The sequence below is a fragment of the uncultured Sanguibacteroides sp. genome (assembly GCF_900543425.1).
Lineage (GTDB): Bacteria > Bacteroidota > Bacteroidia > Bacteroidales > Marinifilaceae > Gabonibacter.
Genome location: NZ_UQRQ01000022.1, coordinates 1 through 19,764, shown reverse-complemented (window position 1 = coordinate 19,764; position 19,764 = coordinate 1). Strand labels below are relative to the sequence as shown.

Below are 19,764 nucleotides of genomic sequence, written 5' to 3'. Positions count from 1 at the left end.
AAATGTCGAATTTTTAAAATGTGTGCTTATGAGAAAGGAAAATGAACATTAGTTAAAAACGATTTGTCGGCAATAGGCCGATGGAACCAAAAGTGAAATCTAAAATTAAAAAATTATGAAAAAGAGAGTGTTTTTTATATTCATATTATGTTGGGGTATTTTCGGAATGTCCCGTGCACAAAAATTTGAACCGGGTGAACAGGCAAAAGGACTTGCCGATTTAAAGAGCTCGTCTGTCGATTACAGTACCGGAACTTTTAATTACACGATTCCTCTGTTTGAACTATCTTCCGGGCATTTTACCCTTCCTGTCTCTTTGGTTTATTCGGCCAGAGGAGTCAAAGTGGACGAGGCCGAAGGGCCTTGGGGGATAGGATGGAATCTGATGTGCGGGGGAGTGATTACCCGTACGGTTCGCGGAGGTTTGGCCGACGATTACTACGGCGGTTTTTTACTGGAGACGCTGGATCATTCTGCGGCAACAAAGAAAAAAGTAAATACGCACGAGCAGGATGGAGAATCCGATCTTTTCACGGCTTTTTTCAACGGACGGAAGGTCTCTTTTATCGAGGTAAAAGAGGTCGGTCAGGTGGTCGTAAAAACCTTGGAAAAGTCGAATCTTTTGATCGAAAAAATAGAAGACGGATATGAGATCACGGACGAGAGCGGAGTGAAATATGTCTTTTCCGTTCCGGAAATGACATTAGGAGCTTGTTATCAGGATCCGAACGATGCGGGAAACAATATCTGGAATAGAGATTTTGTCTCTTCCTGGTATTTAAGTGAAATTCAAATTCCCGGTGATGATCCTATCCGTTTTTATTACACGGACGGTTCCGTTGTCGACTATACTTCGTGGAACGAGATGGTATATAATTACGGAAAGGGGATGAAGGAACGCGATTGTAAGATCGATCGTTATAGTAGACAGATTACGACGAATATAAATAATGCTAAATATTATGCTTCGCAATTGCCTAATGATATCCGGTTCAGAGAATTGGCTCAGAACGTGGAAAATATTCCTGCTTACGTGGAAGTATTGACAGAAGTACAACGTTCGAAGGAATACGGGATAACGTGTAGTAAGTTGGATATAATCCGTATCCCGACTTTGCATACCGTAATCGATTACAATGTAATGAGTCAGGTTATGGCTGCCGATCGAATCATCGGGTGTCTGTCGGATTGGACTTTTACTTCCGAAACCTGTTCCGAAGCGATGACTCGAATCAGTTATGTACGGAATCTGTTGGATAGATTCATTGACGATGGTTTATTGTACGATGCTTCTGCTCTTCGCGGGTGTTTGACCGAAATATTACGTTACATGAGACTCGATATCGAAGAAACCACCACGAAGACGGTCAGTAAGGTAGATGATTTTACTCGTCAGTCGGTCAAGGAAAAAAAATTGGCCCGGGTTTCCTGGGGTACAAATAGTATTGTCTTTTGGGGAGAAGGACGTTCTATTACCGGAATTCAATGGCAGAATTATAAACAAGATGTGATCCGGGAGGTTAACTTTTCCTATAAAGGACGAACCTTGAGTCGATTGACAATCGGAAATGAAAAAGCCGGATTATTGGGGTATTATAATTTTGATTATTACTTGAATACGTTGCATGCCAAAACCCGGGATGTATGGGGGTATTATAACGGATCGGCTCCGAATATCGAACACTTAATTCCTTTAGTGGCGGAAATACAAACGAATTACCCTTATGTACAATCGGAACATTTAAGCCTGCCCCCCGAACTGACGACATTTCCTGGCCGCTCTTGTAATGCCGATTACGCGAAAGCCTACTCTTTGCGGCAGATTACCGGAACCGGAGGTTGGAAGTTAAACGTGGATTACGAGTTGAACGAGTATAACGGGAGTAAGTACGGGGGAATTCGGGTGAAGGAGGTCGTGCTGGACGACGGGGAAGGGAACCGGGATACCACCCGCTACCATTATCGGAATCTCTCCGCTACCGGTAACGTGGGTTCCGGAGTGTTAGCGGTGGGATACCAGACGCTGACAAAAGTGCTGAATTATGGTACTTTTTCAGACAAGATTCTTCACTCTCTGGTGCAAGATGATGAAATGGCCATTCTTAACACGGGGAATAACGGTTTATTTTACCGATACGTGGTGGAAGAGCAGGTCGGAAACGGGTACATCGCGCACTATTTTTGCGTACCCGAATCTTTCCAGACGACATCACTGAACCAACGCTCTTTTTATCCATACTGGCTGCACGGGCTACCCCTCGGTACAGCTGTTTACGATAAACAGGGACGATTGTTGAAATTGAAAAAGAATCGCTACTCTCAGGCATTGGTCAGTAACGTGGGAGCACCTTACACGATTGCCGCAACGGTCAAAAATGACTACTTCTCCGGTCTCTCTCTTTTTGCTTTTTCTTCCCAATTGGAACAATTGAAGCCGTTCCGTTTTTTTGTAAATACGGAAAACGCTTTGGCATATATGCCGAATCGTGATATACCGTTTTATTGGAACGGGGAGACTACGGTTAATTTTAATCCCTATACGACTTTTTATGTCCCCAACGTGCAACCCCGGGAGAATATGGTAGTACCGGACCAATTTTATAAAATATATTACGGGGGAGCAACTGTTTTGACCGGGGAGGTGGAGTACGATTTCTTCGATCAGGAATCGGCAGCTGCCGGAACACCTTCCGAGAGTGATTTTACAAAAACCTCGTTTACCGGAAAATATAACAAGACCACCCGAAGTTACACTTACGGGAATACCCGGCGAACTACCCCCACGAGTGTTGTCACGACCACGGCCGACGGGACAGAATATAAACAGGATTCAAAGGTGGTGATGGATGCCTTTCCCGATAACACGAGTGCGTTGTTGACCGATATGCGTGCCGCTAATATGCTTTATTTACCCGTTCGTTCGAGCCAGTACGTGAAAACTCCCGGCAGCACGAGTTTTCTACTCGCGGGTGAAGAGGTGACGACCTACATGGATACCCTGATCGGTGGAAAACATTATTACCTGCCTTCTAAATTGTTGCGGTCGAACCAGGTGAATCCCGTCAGCGTGGCAAGCGGTAGTTTGAATAATTACTTCACACAGGCGCAGTCGGCCTATACCGTGGATAACCAATTACATTACTCCGGCGTGGGTGCAAAAGTGGAAGTTGCCGAAGTAAAATCCGCGGCGGGTAAAGAGACTTACGTCTATGACGAGGAGACCGGTAATCGTATACTCGTGGCCGCGCAGGCCGATCGTTCTTCCGTGGCGGCATTCGATCGCTACCGGAAGAGCGAATTAAAGCATATTAATGTAAGCGAGCTTCCGACTAAGAGTATGAAAGAAAAGCTGGAAACTTACTACAATTTTCATCAAAATCTCCCTGGAAGTGTTTTACGGGATTCTTTTTTGAGTGAGTCCTGGACACTTCATAAAGAAATTATGAAGATCGTGGAGGATATTTTACAAGGTAAAGAACATCGTCAAAAAATCTTTGAGGAGGCCGGTAAAAAGGAGCAGGTGCAGGGAGAATACGAAATGGTTTGGTATCGCAGACAAAATAATATTGGAATATCTCGGGCGGATTATTTAAATATGATACAGGATATTGTCGATCCGATCCGGTTTGATACCCGGAAGCCTGATATGATGTGTTACTTGCCGAGCGTGGATAAAATGGGTATAAACACACCTAATACCTTACTTGTAAATAAAGTAGTCGGTACTAAGTACCGGTATAAATTACTGGTAGAGCGTTCTTCTACTCAAACTCTTACCTGGCGCATGCCATGGACATTCACTAAATCGGGGACCGTTGTCGGGAACGGAGAACACACGCTAACGGTTCCCCAGGGAACGGGATTCTATTGCTTGGAAGGTGAAATCCCTGTTACGGGAGCACAATTATCTGCAAGCTTGACGTTAAGCTCTCTTGAAAATGTGTTGTCTGCCGCACTCTGTCCCGATGGAGTCGAATTTGAATTGACCAGTCTTGACAGTAAAGGAAATGTCGTTTATCGCATTGGCAGAAACGGGATTCTCGAAAGCCGGGAATATGATCACCAGGGACGATTGCTTCGGGCGAGGGATAAAGATGGAAACATTCTCCAGGAGTATCACTATCATGTACAGCCTGGTAATAATTAATCGTAAAAAACAAGATCATGAAAACGATATACATATTATTTTGCTTGCTGCTCGTCCACTGTATCGTGGCAGGTCAGGGAGTTCTGGTTCATTTGGATAAAATCGTTCAATTCACCCCGGAACGTATTGTTCTTCCTCAGAGTGGGGGAACGGTAAAGATCAATTATTTTACATCGGATTATGCAAGTGCCGCTAATATTCAGACCGCTTTGCGACAAAAGTATCAAGGTACACCCTTTTCTTCGGCCACGATCTCGGTGGTAGAAGGAGAAGAGGCAGGATATTCGGGAGAAATAACTTTGACGATACCGAGATTGACAGGAGAATATTATAAAGAATATCGATTGAAGTTGGCTCAAACTTCATTGTATCTCCGACAAAAAGGGAGATACGGTAACCTGCAACGGTTCCGGGTATCGGGAGGTGGTGTCGTGGTCGACACGGTCTCGGTCGTTATTCGATTGTCGGGCACCGAACCGGGTGTAAAGTACGGTCTTTACCGTGACGGGGTACAAGTGGCGTATCTTTACGGGCCTGCCAATCCGGATCTGAGTCTATTTCCGGAATGGCCCGATGACGCTCAGGCCGAAGAGATAGAAAAGGAAAAATGGGAGTGTTATCTGGATCATCCCATCGAGTTTAAGGTGAGAGAAGCCGGCGTGTACGAGATAAAGGCTACATTGGATATAGAAACCATCGCGATGGTCGGTAGCGTGACGGTTTGTCACTACGACGGTAAACTCTACACCGCGGGAATGGACCAGGTGATCAGCGGTCGTTACGACACGGAAACTGTCACCTCCAACCGGATCAAGCGGGTGGACGACGTGCTTTACACCGGACCCGGCGGACGCTCCAAACAATTAGTCTCCGTGGCTGCCTCTCCTGCCGGGAAGGACATCGTCACTCCCTTCGGTTTCGGTAAACTGGGTCGGGAGGAAAAAAAGTTTCTGCCGCTCGAGAGCACGGTCGGTACCGGAACTTACCTCGATAAGAACCTTTTCGCCTCCCGCTGGGGAAACGCTTACGGGACGGACGAGAGTAATTTCGCGTTTAGCTTCTCGACCTTCGAGACAAGTCCTCTCGGGCGAGTGTTGACCGAGACTGGACCGGGAAAAAGCTGGCACCAGGCCGCGAAATACCTGACACGCTATTACGGTACCAACACGGCCAACGAGGTACGCCGCTGGAAGGTCGACGCCACGGGGGCACTGGTCGACGGGGGATATTACCCGGTTAACTCCCTCTCGCGGGAGAGAACCACCGACGAGGACGGCAACATCACGGAGACTTTCACCAACGCGAAAGGGGAAGTGATCGAGAGCGTGGCGTATCTCTCCGGGCAACGCCTGGCCACCAGCAACGTGTACGACGACCTGGGACGCTTACGACACGTGCTATCGCCCGAGGCGAATGCTCGAGGTCCTTTGACAGCAGGCATAACGGGTCTTTACGGTTATTACTACGCTTATGACGGTAAGGGCCGCGTGACGGAGAAGAAATTACCGGGATGTGATCCCGTCTACCTGGTGTATGACAAGCGTGATCGACTCGTGATGAGCCAGGACGGTAAGCAACGGGCCGAGGACACGAAAAGGTGGAGTTACTCCCTTTACGATGCTCTCAACCGGGAGGTGGAATCCGGCGAGGTGATCTTGTCGGCGGCTACCACTCATGCCGCTCTTCAAACAGCGGCCTCCGCCAGCTCGGGCTACATCCCGGCGGGGACGAGAACGGCCCTGAAATACACGGTGTATGACACGTATCCTGCCAGCGGTAACGTGATAGCGATTCCCTTTGTCGCTACCGCCGGGTACGCCACCGCCCCGGGCACGAGAACCGGGGGCAAGGTCACGAGCGTGAAGACACGTGTCCTCGGCACGGGCACCTGGCTCACTTCCACCACCTATTACGACGACCTCGGCCGGGTTATCCAGACAGCGAGCGACAACCTCCTCGGTTACAAGAGCCGGGTCGACATGACCTACAATTTCGCCGGGAACGTCCTGAAAACCCGTGAAGCCCACGGTTATAGCGCCACGGGAAGCGACGTGCTGGAGACGGTGAACACGTACGATCGCCGGGGCCGTCTTCTTTCCTCGAGCAGCACCCTGAACGGTGGAACTCCCGCCGTGGTGCAACACGAGTATGACGCCGTTGGACGGTTAAAGACGAACAAGTACAAGACGGGAGCCACCTTCCTCTCCGAGACGATGACCTACAACGTTCGGGGATGGCTGACCTCCAAGACCAGTACCCCTTTTACCATGACCTTGCGTTACGAGACGACCGCCCTCGGTGCTTCCGGGAAAAAGTACTACAACGGTGACATCAGCGAGTGGGAATGGAAAAACGGGACCACGGCTCCCGTGATGTACGCTCTCTCTTACGACAGTTTAAACCGTCTGTCAGGCAGCGTTCATTACCAGGGCGGAACGGCATGGACAGCCCTCTCCGGGAACAACGCTTATGACGAGAAGGGATTGACCTACGATCGTAACGGCAACATCCTGACCCTAACCCGGACGGGAGTATCCGCCTCGACGCTGGCCTACACTTACACGGGAAATCGATTGACCGGCCTGACCAAAAACGGGGTTACCGGGACCTACTCTCACGACCCCAACGGGAACATGATAAATGACAGTCGAAAAAGTTTGAATTTTGAATATAATGTTTTAAATTTGTTATCAGCAGTAAAGGCCGGAACCACGCTAAAAGCTTCCTACACTTATTTGGCCGACGGGACGAAGTTAAGGGTAGCTGACGCGAGCGGTAACGGATTCTATTACTTGGGTTCTTTGACATACGTTAAAAACAGCGCCGGGATACAGTTGGAAGGGGCAACCACGGCGAGCGGCCGTATTCTTGTTGCGGCGGGTAGCCGTGTCGGTACCGAGATTCGTTACTTCTTGACGGATCACCTCGGTAGCGTCAGGAGCATCGTGGATCAGTCGGGAACCGTGAAGGAGCGAAACGACTACTACCCTTTCGGTGCGAGACACGTCCGGGCTGATTACGCCCAGCAAGGCGGAAACCGTTACAAATACAACGGCAAGGAAGATCAGACCACGGGTAACCTCGGTTTCCTCGATTACGGTGCCCGGATGTACGACGCCGAACTCGGGCGGTGGTTCTGTGTAGATATACTGACGGAAAAGTATTTTTCATTAACTCCCTATGTTTATTGTTATAATAACCCGATAAATGCTTTTGATCCAAACGGGATGGATGGAGTTTTACTCGTGTGGAAAGATTATCCAGCGGGAGGGATACCGTACACGGGACACGCGGGGGTGTTATTGATAAATAACAAGACAGGTGTTACAAAATATTATGAATACGGTAGATACGATATCGCACAATTAGGTTTCGTGAATCATTATTCTGTTCCTAATGTAATAATGGACAAAAATAACAGGCCTACAGCCGAATCCTTGAATAAAGTGATAAAATTTATTTCAGAACAAAGTGGAAAGAAAAAAGGAAAAGTATATGACGCATCCGGATTTTATTTTGAAAGCGACAAGTTTGACGAGATGAATTCTTTTGCGCAAAGCAGGTTAAAAGAAAACGAGAATAAAGAGAGAAAAAAATACTCGTTATTAACCAATAATTGCGGAGATTTTGCGACAGATGTGCTAAAGCAGGACGATCGAATATCAAAAAGGGCTCCGTGGTTTCAAGTGCCTGACCCGTACAGTTTAACAAAACAGTACCGGGGAATAAGTGATTACAACTTCCTTTATAATTACGGTATCGGTATTACAATAAATTATAACGATCAAACGACTCGGTATGATGAAAAAGAGAAAAAAACAAGCTCGGAACAAAACTGGTGGCAACGGTTGTGGTACGGTAAAGAAAAGTAGTGCAATTCTGTTTATTTTAATATCCTTACTATGTGTTTGTTGTTGGAATAGCAAAAAAGTAGAGGCGCCTCCAAGAGAACCGGGTATCCCGGAATCTGCCATATGGCATGGTGGAATAGATGGTGGGACTTGGATAGACATGGACACGACAACTATTCCGAATCAATTCTACGTTCGCTGCTATTTTGATGCAACTGGAGATATTCGTGAAAATGGTATATTTATATTGGATTCCCTGTCTGTGCAAGAAAAATACTCCATAGAAAAACTCCACGGGGTAATTAGTGGTTTTGACGGGGTAAGAATACTATTCATACCCCAAATGTATGAAAAGAATCCAAATGTCGTGTTTAAAAAAAAGAAGTGATTACTTCATAAAACCACGAAAAGATTTGTATTAGCCTAAAAGGACGGTTCTTTAGTTGATTTTGACACTTAAGAACCGTCCAAAACGAAGTTAAGGGTAGTGGATGCGAGCGGTAACGGATTCTATTACTTGGGTTCTTTGACATACGTTAAAAACAGTGCCGGGATACAGTTGGAAGGCGCAATCACGTCGAGTGGCCGGGTGTTGGTCGGAACGGGAAGCCGCACGGGTAACGATATTCGTTACTTCCTGACGGATCACCTCGGTAGCGTCAGGAGCATCGTTGACCAAACGGGAACTGTGAAGGAGCGAAACGACTACTACCCCTTCGGCACGAGATACAGCCAGTCGGGCGGTAACGTGGATCCCACCAACCGTCTAAAATACAACGGCAAGGAAGATCAGACCACGGGTAATCTCGGTTTCCTCGACTACGGTGCCCGGATGTACGACGCCGAGCTGGGACGTTGGTTCAGTGTTGACCCGATGGCCGAAAAGTATTATTCTTTAAGTTCTTATAATTATTGCGCGAACAATTGTATTAAAAACATTGATCCCGATGGAGCGTTTTACAGTCCTTATTATGATTCACAAGGTAATTTCTTGGGAGTTGACAAGGGAGGATTTTCCGGGCAAATTTATATAACCACGTTGAAATCTTATTTGAACGTGATTTTAAATGATCAATGGGATTCGAAAATGAAGCGAATGCAAGACGTGAATCTTTCGGCTAAGGCATATTCCAAGATCTATTCGCATGTTTTATCCGAGGCGGGCTATGATATGTCACGTCTGGAAAACAAAGCGGTTTCGGTTAAGCTTGGTAAAGATAGTTATAATAACCCGTCAGACGGGGTTCGTTTAGCTTTGACGAGTAGGTACAAAAATCGAAAAACGTTTAAAATTTCCGTAGATCAAATGAATAAATTTGTAAAACGACATTTTACTTACGTGGAGAATATAGTGAACACGTTGGGAGTTCACGAATACACGGGACACGGGATTAAACATTACTCGGACAAGACTAAAACTCATCATAAGGCCTATGAATTACAAATGCTTCATCCATCTTGGAAAAAAACCACGTACGAGTTTAAAAGTGGTATGATGACAAACTATTCAGGATACCTACAAAAGTCAAATCTAGACTGGACTTTTTATAGGCAGATATATAATCAAATGGAAAATAAACGAAAATGAAAACATTAACAATTGTATTTTTACTTTTTCTCGTTATTTCGTACACGGGATGTCACTTTAAGAAAGAGCAGAAAACGAAAGATATCGAGATATCTGTTATCGATATTGGCACGAATCAATACCCGGATGAGGAGTTAGACCAAATACCAATATTTGTCTCTTATCGTTTCGAGGTGAAGAACAACAAGGACACGAGTATTTTAATTGATAATGAAGAGACTCTTTTTCCTACCGACAAACGGCCAGAATCTTTTTTTTACGGTATTTACAATAAAGATACTCTGGTGTTTTTTGGGTATCCGGTTCAAGTAAAACCCAAAAGTAAAGATATTTTTTATGGAAAATTTAATCTCGATGATGTACAAAAACTTTACGATGATCGAGATCAAGAAAAGTTTCCAGATATACAATCTTTTTTGCGTGATTTGACATCTAATATCGTGATATATTACGTGGGAAAATCGGACACTTGCCTTGTGAAACACGATGTTGACGTTAAAATTGAATTCCTTGGAAGTGATACTACCGCGTACGAGTGGTAAAAAATGATGCTACAAACGAGAATTAATTTTTTGTTACCGTAAAACAAGTTGTAAAAAGTGATTAGTCCTGTAATAATTGTAAAGTTATGCAGGACTAATTTTTTATTTGGATTTATCGTGTAATACCCCACGGGGACTGTTGCCGTGGGGTAATCCAGAGGGACGGGTGCAGTAGGCTACTAAAAGGGAACAACTTGGACGGTCTTTACCAAAATTTATAAGGATAGTCAAAAAATTTGAATTATGAATATAATGTTTTAAATTTGTTATCATCAGTAAAGACCGGAACCACGCTAAAAGCTTCTTACACTTATTTGGCCGACGGGACGAAGTTAAGGGTAGCTGACGCGAGCGGTAACGGATTCTATTACTTGGGTTCTTTGACATACGTTAAAAACAGCGCCGGGATACAGTTGGAAGGGGCAACCACGGCGAGCGGCCGTATTCTTGTTGCGGCGGGTAGCCGTGTCGGTACCGAGATTCGTTACTTCTTGACGGATCACCTCGGTAGCGTCAGGAGCATCGTGGATCAGTCGGGAACCGTGAAGGAGCGAAACGACTACTACCCTTTCGGTGCGAGACACGTCCGGGCTGATTACGCCCAGCAAGGCGGAAACCGTTACAAATACAACGGCAAGGAAGATCAGACCACGGGTAACCTCGGTTTCCTCGATTACGGTGCCCGGATGTACGACGCCGAACTCGGGCGGTGGTTCTGTGTAGATATACTGACGGAAAAGTATTTTTCATTAACTCCCTATGTTTATTGTTATAATAACCCGATAAATGCTTTTGATCCAAACGGGATGGATGGAGTTTTACTCGTGTGGAAAGATTATCCAGCGGGAGGGATACCGTACACGGGACACGCGGGGGTGTTATTGATAAATAACAAGACAGGTGTTACAAAATATTATGAATACGGTAGATACGATATCGCACAATTAGGTTTCGTGAATCATTATTCTGTTCCTAATGTAATAATGGACAAAAATAACAGGCCTACAGCCGAATCCTTGAATAAAGTGATAAAATTTATTTCAGAACAAAGTGGAAAGAAAAAAGGAAAAGTATATGACGCATCCGGATTTTATTTTGAAAGCGACAAGTTTGACGAGATGAATTCTTTTGCGCAAAGCAGGTTAAAAGAAAACGAGAATAAAGAGAGAAAAAAATACTCGTTATTAACCAATAATTGCGGAGATTTTGCGACAGATGTGCTAAAGCAGGACGATCGAATATCAAAAAGGGCTCCGTGGTTTCAAGTGCCTGACCCGTACAGTTTAACAAAACAGTACCGGGGAATAAGTGATTACAACTTCCTTTATAATTACGGTATCGGTATTACAATAAATTATAACGATCAAACGACTCGGTATGATGAAAAAGAGAAAAAAACAAGCTCGGAACAAAACTGGTGGCAACGGTTGTGGTACGGTAAAGAAAAGTAGTGCAATTCTGTTTATTTTAATATCCTTACTATGTGTTTGTTGTTGGAATAGCAAAAAAGTAGAGGCGCCTCCAAGAGAACCGGGTATCCCGGAATCTGCCATATGGCATGGTGGAATAGATGGTGGGACTTGGATAGACATGGACACGACAACTATTCCGAATCAATTCTACGTTCGCTGCTATTTTGATGCAACTGGAGATATTCGTGAAAATGGTATATTTATATTGGATTCCCTGTCTGTGCAAGAAAAATACTCCATAGAAAAACTCCACGGGGTAATTAGTGGTTTTGACGGGGTAAGAATACTATTCATACCCCAAATGTATGAAAAGAATCCAAATGTCGTGTTTAAAAAAAAGAAGTGATTACTTCATAAAACCACGAAAAGATTTGTATTAGCCTAAAAGGACGGTTCTTTAGTTGATTTTGACACTTAAGAACCGTCCAAAACGAAGTTAAGGGTAGTGGATGCGAGCGGTAACGGATTCTATTACTTGGGTTCTTTGACATACGTTAAAAACAGTGCCGGGATACAGTTGGAAGGCGCAATCACGTCGAGTGGCCGGGTGTTGGTCGGAACGGGAAGCCGCACGGGTAACGATATTCGTTACTTCCTGACGGATCACCTCGGTAGCGTCAGGAGCATCGTTGACCAAACGGGAACTGTGAAGGAGCGAAACGACTACTACCCCTTCGGCACGAGATACAGCCAGTCGGGCGGTAACGTGGATCCCACCAATCGTCTAAAATACAACGGCAAGGAAGATCAGACCACGGGTAACCTCGGTTACCTCGACTACGGTGCCCGGATGTACGACGCCGAGCTGGGACGTTGGTTTAGTGTCGACCCGATGGCCGAGAGTTATTACTCGTTGAGTTCTTATAATTATTGTGCGAATAGTCCGGTTTTGTTTATTGATCCTGATGGACAAGCCTCGGATTGGTATCAGAATGGTGACGGAAAGGCTCTTTTGTGGAGAGACAGCAAAGCAAGCGAATTAGAGATAAATGGAGAGGCTTATCATAATATAGGTAGTAACGTGTCTATTAATATGGGAGACATGTATTTAAATTATTATCAAAATATACCTGTGTCTACTTCTTCATTACCTGTAAATGCTTTATCTTCAATTTTGCGAGATCCTGCATTGTCATCGAAATTGCTGAGTGTAAATAGTCCCTTGTCTGATACTTACAAAAATGAGATACTTGTAAATAGTATGCATAGGGCTCAATCTAATTTTTTGAATCACCCTATGACTCAGGCTGCAATTAATTCATTACTCTTTGTGGGAACTGGAGGGATAGAAGGAATGATGGCTTTGTCTGGTATAGGAAAGAATTTAATAACTAATGGATTAAAAAACATTACAACAAGTGACGGTTTTTTGATAGGTGGGATAAATATTAGGGCTCCTTTTAATATTCCTGTTCAGAGATTTGGCCAGATGAATATTAATATGCCTGATTTTTGGGGTGTAAGAATTGGGAGTAATTCTTTTATTAATAGAACTTTTGCTGCAATAAAACCAAATTGGAACCCTTTAAATCAATATACTATAGGCACTATCCCTAAAGGCACTCCCGTACGGTTTGGAATAATTGGTCCTCAAGGTTTAAAATATCCAGGAGGGTCATTACAGTTTATATTAGACTCAAAAAATGTAATAAATCAAACATCAAAATTAATTAAACGATGATATCTGAAACTCCATGGGATTTTTTAATAGAAAAAAATATTGATGACTTCATGATAAGATATTCTGATTTGAAAGAAATAGTTCAAGGTGGTCCGATAATAGGTAGATTGTCTATAAATGATAAACCTATTTTAAAATATTTGTTTGGAGGACCATGTTTAAATTGGGATACTTACATATATGTTCCACTATTTACAAAAGAGATTTTTAAACGTGGTTTTTGTTTATGTCGAATAAACTTATTAACACGAGAAATAGGATTTTTGTCTAAAATGGAAGATTTAATTTATTTGGATAGAATAGAGGGTAATAAAATTTACTATTATTTAGACATAAATAGAACTAAGCAACAAAATTGTGATATTTATTGACTATTATTATGTTACCAAATTAAGAATGGGGGACTGTCTAATTTTTTAGATAGTCCTCCATTTGTCATTTTATGATGATTGTAAAGACAGAAGTCATTCACGATGGAGTCGTTGGCTACTCGGATGATGAAGGTGTATTTCTCGGGTAGTACGGTGGGTATAGTGGGTTATCTTTCTTGGATGGAGAACTAACTAAGAGTAGTTACGAGAAAGTGGGTATTACCCGTGATCGAAACGGGAACGTGCTAAATGACAGTCGAAATAATTTGAATTATTCATACAATATTGTGAGTTTGAGTACTTGTAAAACAAATTTAATATTGAATGTGTGTGTTTACAAGGTTTATACAAGATTGTCGTGTATGAAAAAGATTCCGGGTAACTTTTGTGGAAAAACTTTTAAGATCATCAACGATAAAAGCATATTTGATCGAACATGAAGATAAACAAAGAGATCAAAAAAGCATTTTTAATTATCATGGTATGCTTGGCCATGATATCTATTATAGACCGTCCATATAAAGAGAGAGAAAAAAGAATTTTTCGCAATCCGGAATTCGCCATTGGGGAGGTTATAAACTACAAACCCTCCAGGGGAGGACCTTCGAAAGTTGAATTTACTTACAACAGAAAAGGAAAAGAGTATAAAAATAAATATTCTGCAGGTATTTACCTTATTCCACCCAGGGGTGTTGGGACAAGAGACAGGTACTTGGTCGTCTTCGTGAAAGACGAACCCGAGGAAGGAATTATGCTTTTCAATTACCCGGTAAAAGACAGTACCGATTATATTATATAAACGGCATCGAGAAATTTAAAAACGACAAGAAAAAGAAGCTGGTTAATTCCTATTTTTAATCGATTAAAAACAATCAGACAGGATGAAGTCCCCAAAAGCAAGACACGACTTTTGGGGACTTGTTATAAAAAGCGTTGTAGAAAAAAATATAGAACCTTTCCCGTGTGTCGTTATAGTTAAAAACAATCCATTCTCCGGTATTCATTCAATAATGAAGTGTTCGTGTCGAACACCAAATTTGGCTCATATATTACACTATAGGAATCTTTGAATCCTGTATGTTGGAATAAAAGCCTGTATACAAGTAATTTATCTTTGGTGCAATAAAATTGTAAAAGAATGTTTAGTGCCTTTTTAGTGCTCTTTTCATTATGTAATATTAAAACACGAAAAGTCAAACCCTAAAAACAAACGTGCTATGGAAAAAAACAGCTGAATCTTAACCCGACGCATCGGGAATAAAATAAGCCAACCGGGACAAGTGTTAAATTAAAAAATAATAAAATCATGAAGAATAAACTATTTTTTATCCTAACAATACTCCTGGGTATACCGGGAATATCCCCGGCACAAAATTTCGAACCGGGAGAACAGGCGAAAAAGCTCATGAACCTAAATAGTTCATCCGTGGACTACAGTACCGGTACTTTTAATTATACCATCCCTTTGTTTCAAGTATCTTCCGATCGTTTCACGCTACCCGTCAATCTGGTCTATTCTGCCAGGGGAGTAAAAGTAAGAGAGTCTTCGGGAGAATTCGGTTATGGTTGGAACTTAATTTGCGGAGGAGTTATCACGAGGATTGTTCGAGGAGGAATCAATGACGAGAATCTAAAAGGATTTCTTCATAACACCCTGGATCACAACATGACAACCCGTAACGAGGTTAACGCTCATCGGCAAGACGGGGAAACCGATATTTTCACGGCTATTTTTAACGGGAGAAAGATCTCTTTTATCATGCGCCAAGAAGGAGGTAGTATTACAATCAAAACACTGGAAAAATCCAATCTCCTGATTGAAAAAATAGATAAAGGATATCAAATTACCGATGAACAAGGCATCAGGTACATTTTTTCAGTCTCGGAAAGTTCAGGTGGAGTTCGTTACATAGATGCAAATAACTCCGGGAATAATATTTGGAACAGTAGTTTTATCTCCTCGTGGCATTTAAGCGAAATACATATTCCGGGAGACGACACGATCTATTTTTACTACACGGACGGAACCTATGTCAATCATCTTTCTTGGACCGACATTATTTACAACTATGGACGCATTCTCCGGGAACGGAAACACGATATAAGTTATTACAGAAGACAAATAAATGAAAACCTCAATTACGCCAAAGCTTTTGCGTTAGAAATACGTCATGCCCGATTTCAAAAATTAGCTGACGAATTGAAAAGGCTTCCGGTTTACGTCGAGGTTTTAAATGAAATATACCTTGGTGCTGTAGACGGGATTAAGGTATCGGAATTACAACTTCAACAATTTCCTATAACGGGATTAGAGTACCCCAATTATCAACAAATTCAACAATCATTAGCCATCAATCGAATCATTGGTTGTTTATCCGATTGGAGTTATTCTGCGGCCAACTGTTCGAGGGCGATGACTGATATTTGCCACGTGATAACTATTTTAGACGAATGTGTTAACGCCGGATTACAAGGAAGTAGTGCCCTTCGAGGATGTTTAAACGAGATTTTGCGATACATGAGGCTTGCAATTGAAAGAATAACTACAAAAGATTCAGGTTACACCAGAGACTTTTCTTGTTTCTCGGTAAATACAAGACAATTAGTACGGGTTAGTTGGGGTACTGATAACATCGTGTTACATAATGAAAAAGGAAGAATTACAAGAATAGAGTGGCAAAACTATAAAAAAGATATTGTTAAAAAGATTAATCTTTCTTACCAAAATCGATGTTTAAGTAGCCTCTCTTTCGGAAACAGAGATTCGGGTATAACGGGATATTACGATTTTCTTTATTATCACGATTCTTTAAAAACAAAAAGTAGTGATTTATGGGGATTTCATAACGGGGACACAATCCGAAGGAAATATTTGCTTCCTCATGAAGCTTCCATCCAAATAAACTATCCGTATATACACATGGACGGAAGAATTACATTTCCGGACAATATGGATGACGTATCCGATCGCAGATGTCATCCCGATTACGCGAAAGCCTACTCTTTACGGCAAATCACGGGAACCGGAGGTTGGAAGTTAAACGTGGATTACGAGTTGAACGAGTACAACGGGAGCAAGTACGGGGGGCTCCGGTTGAAGGAGGTCGTGTTAGACGACGGGGAAGGTAACCGGGATACCACCCGTTATCATTACCGGGATTTGTCTATCAACGGTAATGCGGGCTCCGGAGTATTAATCGGGGGATACCAAACCTTGTTAAAAACGTTAAATTATGGAACATTTCAGGATAAACTCTATCTATCTTCTATCCAGGACGACGAAATGGCTATAGTGAACACGGGAAACAACGGGTTGTTCTACCGGTATATATTGGAAGAACGAGTCGGTAACGGTTATATAGCCCACTATTTTTGCGTGCCAAGTTCTTTCCAAACGGCAGTACAGAATCAACGCCCCTCTTATCCTTACTGGTTACACGGATTGCCTCTCGGCACCGTCATGTATGACAAGCAGGGACGGCTGGTAAAACTCAAGAAAAATCGATATTCTCGGGCTTTGATCGATAATATGGGAAATTCATATTCTATTCCCACTCTCGTTAAAAATGAATTTTTCTCGGGGGCTTCCCTTTATGCCTTTTCCTCCCAATTAGAACAACTAAAACCCTATCGATATGCAATGGACACGGTTCATCTCAGGGAATCCACACCCGATAGGAATGAAATACTTTATTGGAACGGGGAGGCAACAGTATATTTTAACCCGTATAGAGATTTTTATGTCCCCAATATACAACCCCGGGAAAACATGGTAATACCGGATCAGTTTTATAAAATATATTACGGTGGGGCTACCGTTTTGACCGGGGAAGTGGAGTACGATTTCTTCGATCAGGAATCGGCATCTGCTGGAACACCTTCCGAGAGTGATTTTACAAAAACCTCGTTTACCGGAAAATATAACAAGACCACCCGAAGTTACACTTACGGGAATACCCGGCGAACTACCCCCACGAGTGTTGTCACGACCACGGCCGACGGGACAGAATATAAACAGGATTCAAAGGTGGTGATGGATGCCTTTCCCGATAACACGAGTGCGTTGTTGACCGACATGCGTGTCGCTAATATGCTCTATTTACCCGTTCGGACGAGTACGTATGTGAAGGCGGCGGGAAGTACGAGTTTTCTACTCGCGGGTGAAGAGGTGACGACCTACATGGATACCCTGATAGGTGGAAAGCATTATTACCTGCCTTCTAAATTATTCCGGTCGAACCAGGTGAATCCTGTTAGCGTGGCAAGCGGTAGTTTGAATAATTACTTCACGCGGGCGCAGTCGGCTTATACCGTGGATAACCAATTACATTATTCCGGCGTGGGTGCAAAAGTGAAAGTTGCCGAAGTAAAATCCGCGGCGGGTAAAGAGACTTACATCTATGACGAGGAGACCGGTAATCGTATACTCGTGGCCGCGCAGACCGATCGTTCTTCCGTGGCCGCAATTGATCGCTACCGGAAGAGCGAGTTAAAGCATATCGATTTAAATGAATTACCGCAGAAAGATTGGACAGAAAAATTAAAAATTTATTATGATTTTCATCGAAATCTCCCAAGACGAGTGTTACGAGACTCTTTTTTTAACAAAATGCCTCTTCATGGAGAAATTATGAATATTATTCTTTGCCTTCTGCAAGACAGGGAACATCAGCAAAAAATCCTCGAGGAAGAAAATAAAATTCGTGAAATGGAAATGGAACACGAGATGATGTGGCTTCGCAATAGAGAGGATATAGGAGTTACCTTGGATGAATACCTGAATATCATGGCAGGCATAATTCCCGCTTTCCAGTCCGATACGCGAAAACCCAATATGATGATTTACTTGCTCGGGCGCAACAAGTTAGGAGTGGATATACCGGGTAAATTAATCGTGATGAAAGTCGTGGGCAATAAATACCGTTACAAGTTGCTGGTAGAACGTTCTGCGACAAAAGTACTCTCTATTCCGATGTCGTGGACATTTTCCAATTCGGGAACGGTCGTCGGCACGGGGAGCAACACGTTCACGGTCCCTCGGGGAACCGGACTCTACTGTCTGGAAGGTGAAATAGCGATCTCCGCGTCGCAATTATCGACCAACCTTATCATGACCGTTCCATCGGATGTGTTGTCCGCTGCGCTCTGCCCGGACGGTATTGAATTCGGGCTGACCAGTCTTGACGGTAAAGGAAATGTCGTTTGTCGTACCGGTAGGGACGGGATTATCGAGAGCCGGGAATACGATCCTCAAGGGCGTTTGCTCCGGGCAAAAGATAAAAGCGGGAATATTCTTCAAGAGTATCATTACCATGTACAACCAAGTAATTAATCGTAAAAAACAAGATCATGAAAACAATATATCTATTATTTTGTCTGTTATGTATCCATTTTATCGTTTCAGGACAAAATGTTCTGAATAAAATAGAAATACTAGAGCCGAATCGGATCATCATTCCCGATAGAGGAGCTTCCGTGGACGTGGAATATTACTCGAACACGAGAATCGATAGCTATGATATTAAAATAGCCTTACTGCAAAAGTTAAGGGGAACTCCATTCTCCTCGGCCAACGTACACGTGGTGGAAGAGAACACGGACTGGGAATACAAGGGTAGAATAACTCTGACTATCCGCGAATCAACGAATGATTTTTTTAAAGAATGTTGCCTTGAATTGGGTAAAACTTCTTTACATATCCGTCAGAAAGGGCGATACGGTAACTTGAAACGGTTTCAACTGTCGGGAGGTGGTGTCGTGGTCGGCACGACCCCTGTTGTTATTCGCTTGTCAGGCACGGAACCGGGCGTAAAGTATAACCTTCTACGAGACGGGAGACAAGTGGCTTATCTTTATGGCCCACCAAATTCGGATTTCAACACTCTTCCCGAATGGCCCGATGATTGGAATGCGGAGAGAGTGGAAAAAGAGAAATGGCAATGTTACCTGGATTGTCCCATCGAGTTTAAGGTTAGAGAAGTCGGGATATACCAGATAGAGGCCGAGCTGGATACCGAATCGGTCATGATGATCGGTAGCGTGACGGTCTGTCACTATGACGGTAAACTCTACACCGCGGGAATGGACCAGGTGATCAGCGGTCGTTACGACA

At 43.3% G+C, this 19,764-nt stretch carries 12 protein-coding genes; all 12 read left to right on the top strand.

Features of this window, described 5'->3' with window-relative positions:
- Window positions 1-115: 115 nt before the first annotated feature.
- Entirely contained in the window at window positions 116-4,147 is a 4,032-nt protein-coding gene (locus tag QZR76_RS11325) for a hypothetical protein (RefSeq protein WP_294142931.1), read from the top strand.
- A 17-nt stretch (window positions 4,148-4,164) separates the two neighbouring features.
- Complete coding sequence (locus tag QZR76_RS11320) at window positions 4,165-8,019, top strand: DUF6443 domain-containing protein (RefSeq protein WP_294142930.1); 3,855 nt, start codon at window positions 4,165-4,167, stop codon at window positions 8,017-8,019.
- Window positions 7,946-8,386, top strand: a complete 441-nt coding sequence (locus QZR76_RS11315) for a hypothetical protein (protein WP_294142926.1) — start codon at window positions 7,946-7,948, stop codon at window positions 8,384-8,386. The genes QZR76_RS11320 and QZR76_RS11315 overlap by 74 nt, the downstream gene beginning before the upstream one ends.
- Window positions 8,387-8,485: 99 nt before the next feature.
- Window positions 8,486-9,586: an RHS repeat-associated core domain-containing protein gene (locus QZR76_RS11310; RefSeq protein ID WP_294142929.1), complete on the top strand. Its 1,101-nt coding sequence runs from the start codon at window positions 8,486-8,488 to the stop codon at window positions 9,584-9,586.
- Window positions 9,583-10,128, top strand: a complete 546-nt coding sequence (locus QZR76_RS11305; protein WP_294142928.1) for a hypothetical protein — start codon at window positions 9,583-9,585, stop codon at window positions 10,126-10,128. The genes QZR76_RS11310 and QZR76_RS11305 overlap by 4 nt, the downstream gene beginning before the upstream one ends.
- A gap of 263 nt (window positions 10,129-10,391) precedes the next feature.
- A complete protein-coding gene (locus QZR76_RS11300) occupies window positions 10,392-11,579 on the top strand; it encodes an RHS repeat-associated core domain-containing protein (protein ID WP_294142927.1) in 1,188 nt (395 codons plus the stop codon).
- Window positions 11,506-11,946, top strand: coding sequence for a hypothetical protein (locus tag QZR76_RS11295; protein WP_294142926.1), 441 nt, complete (start codon window positions 11,506-11,508; stop codon window positions 11,944-11,946). Before QZR76_RS11300 ends, QZR76_RS11295 begins: the two co-directional genes overlap by 74 nt.
- Window positions 11,947-12,045: 99 nt before the next feature.
- The gene (locus QZR76_RS11290; protein ID WP_294142925.1) at window positions 12,046-13,281 is read left to right on the top strand and encodes an RHS repeat-associated core domain-containing protein; all 1,236 of its coding nucleotides are present in this window, start codon (window positions 12,046-12,048) and stop codon (window positions 13,279-13,281) included.
- Entirely contained in the window at window positions 13,278-13,652 is a 375-nt protein-coding gene (locus tag QZR76_RS11285; RefSeq protein WP_294142924.1) for a hypothetical protein, read from the top strand. Before QZR76_RS11290 ends, QZR76_RS11285 begins: the two co-directional genes overlap by 4 nt.
- A gap of 436 nt (window positions 13,653-14,088) precedes the next feature.
- Window positions 14,089-14,451 carry a hypothetical protein gene (locus QZR76_RS11280; protein WP_294142923.1) on the top strand — a complete coding sequence of 121 codons (363 nt, stop codon included), beginning with the start codon at window positions 14,089-14,091 and terminating at the stop codon, window positions 14,449-14,451.
- 507 nt (window positions 14,452-14,958) lie between these two features.
- Window positions 14,959-18,984 (top strand): hypothetical protein, encoded by a 4,026-nt coding sequence (locus QZR76_RS11275; RefSeq protein ID WP_294142922.1) that lies wholly within the window; start codon window positions 14,959-14,961, stop codon window positions 18,982-18,984.
- Window positions 18,985-19,001: 17 nt separating this feature from the next.
- Window positions 19,002-19,764: hypothetical protein (locus QZR76_RS11270; RefSeq protein ID WP_294142921.1), on the top strand; the 763-nt coding region annotated here is incomplete at its 3' end.

Excerpts from the sequence above, each read along its gene's own strand:
- QZR76_RS11325 (WP_294142931.1), top strand. The coding sequence starts at position 116 with ATGAAAAAGAGAGTGTTTTTTATATTCATATTATGTTGGGGTATTTTC.
- QZR76_RS11285 (WP_294142924.1), top strand. The coding sequence starts at position 13,278 with ATGATATCTGAAACTCCATGGGATTTTTTAATAGAAAAAAATATTGAT.
- QZR76_RS11320 (WP_294142930.1), top strand. The coding sequence starts at position 4,165 with ATGAAAACGATATACATATTATTTTGCTTGCTGCTCGTCCACTGTATC.
- QZR76_RS11315 (WP_294142926.1), top strand. The coding sequence starts at position 7,946 with ATGATGAAAAAGAGAAAAAAACAAGCTCGGAACAAAACTGGTGGCAAC.
- QZR76_RS11295 (WP_294142926.1), top strand. The coding sequence starts at position 11,506 with ATGATGAAAAAGAGAAAAAAACAAGCTCGGAACAAAACTGGTGGCAAC.
- QZR76_RS11280 (WP_294142923.1), top strand. The coding sequence starts at position 14,089 with ATGAAGATAAACAAAGAGATCAAAAAAGCATTTTTAATTATCATGGTA.
- QZR76_RS11305 (WP_294142928.1), top strand. The coding sequence starts at position 9,583 with ATGAAAACATTAACAATTGTATTTTTACTTTTTCTCGTTATTTCGTAC.
- QZR76_RS11275 (WP_294142922.1), top strand. The coding sequence starts at position 14,959 with ATGAAGAATAAACTATTTTTTATCCTAACAATACTCCTGGGTATACCG.